The organism is Streptomyces sp. WM6372, from assembly GCF_001279655.1.
GTDB lineage: Bacteria > Actinomycetota > Actinomycetes > Streptomycetales > Streptomycetaceae > Streptomyces.
On record NZ_LGDB01000105.1, the window covers coordinates 1 to 453 of the forward strand.

The window sequence follows — 453 nt, forward strand, 5'->3', positions numbered from 1 at the left end:
TCCGTGCACCCCACCGTCGCCTCGGTCGGACCGTAGTGCGCCACGACCGACACCTGCGGATGCGCCTGCCGCCACTGCGTCACCGCATGCGCGGGAATCTCCTCCCCGCCCAGCATCAACTGGCCACTGGGCACGAACCCGCGCCCGGCACCCTCCAGGACCGGCAGATGACTGGGAGTCACCTTCAGGAACGACACCGGCAACCCGGCACCGTCCCCCTCCTCGGCAGAGGCAGAGGCAGAGGCAGAGTTCAATGCGGCCACCACGACACAACCGCCCGCGACCAAAGCCCCGTACAGCACGGTGACACCGGCGTCGAACGACACCGAGGCATGCCACACCGTCGACCCCGCAAGATCCGGATACGCCTGCGGACACCGCACCACGTAATTCACCAACGCCGCATGCGACACCACCACACCCTTCGGCCGCCCCGTCGAACCCGACGTGTAG

Annotated in this window: 1 protein-coding gene; it reads right to left on the bottom strand. The window is 68.2% G+C overall.

The features are described from left to right. The coding region (locus ADK52_RS09655) for an AMP-binding protein (RefSeq protein ID WP_234343600.1) at positions 1 to 413 on the bottom strand (413 nt) is incomplete at its 3' end. Positions 414 to 453: the final 40 nt, after the last annotated feature.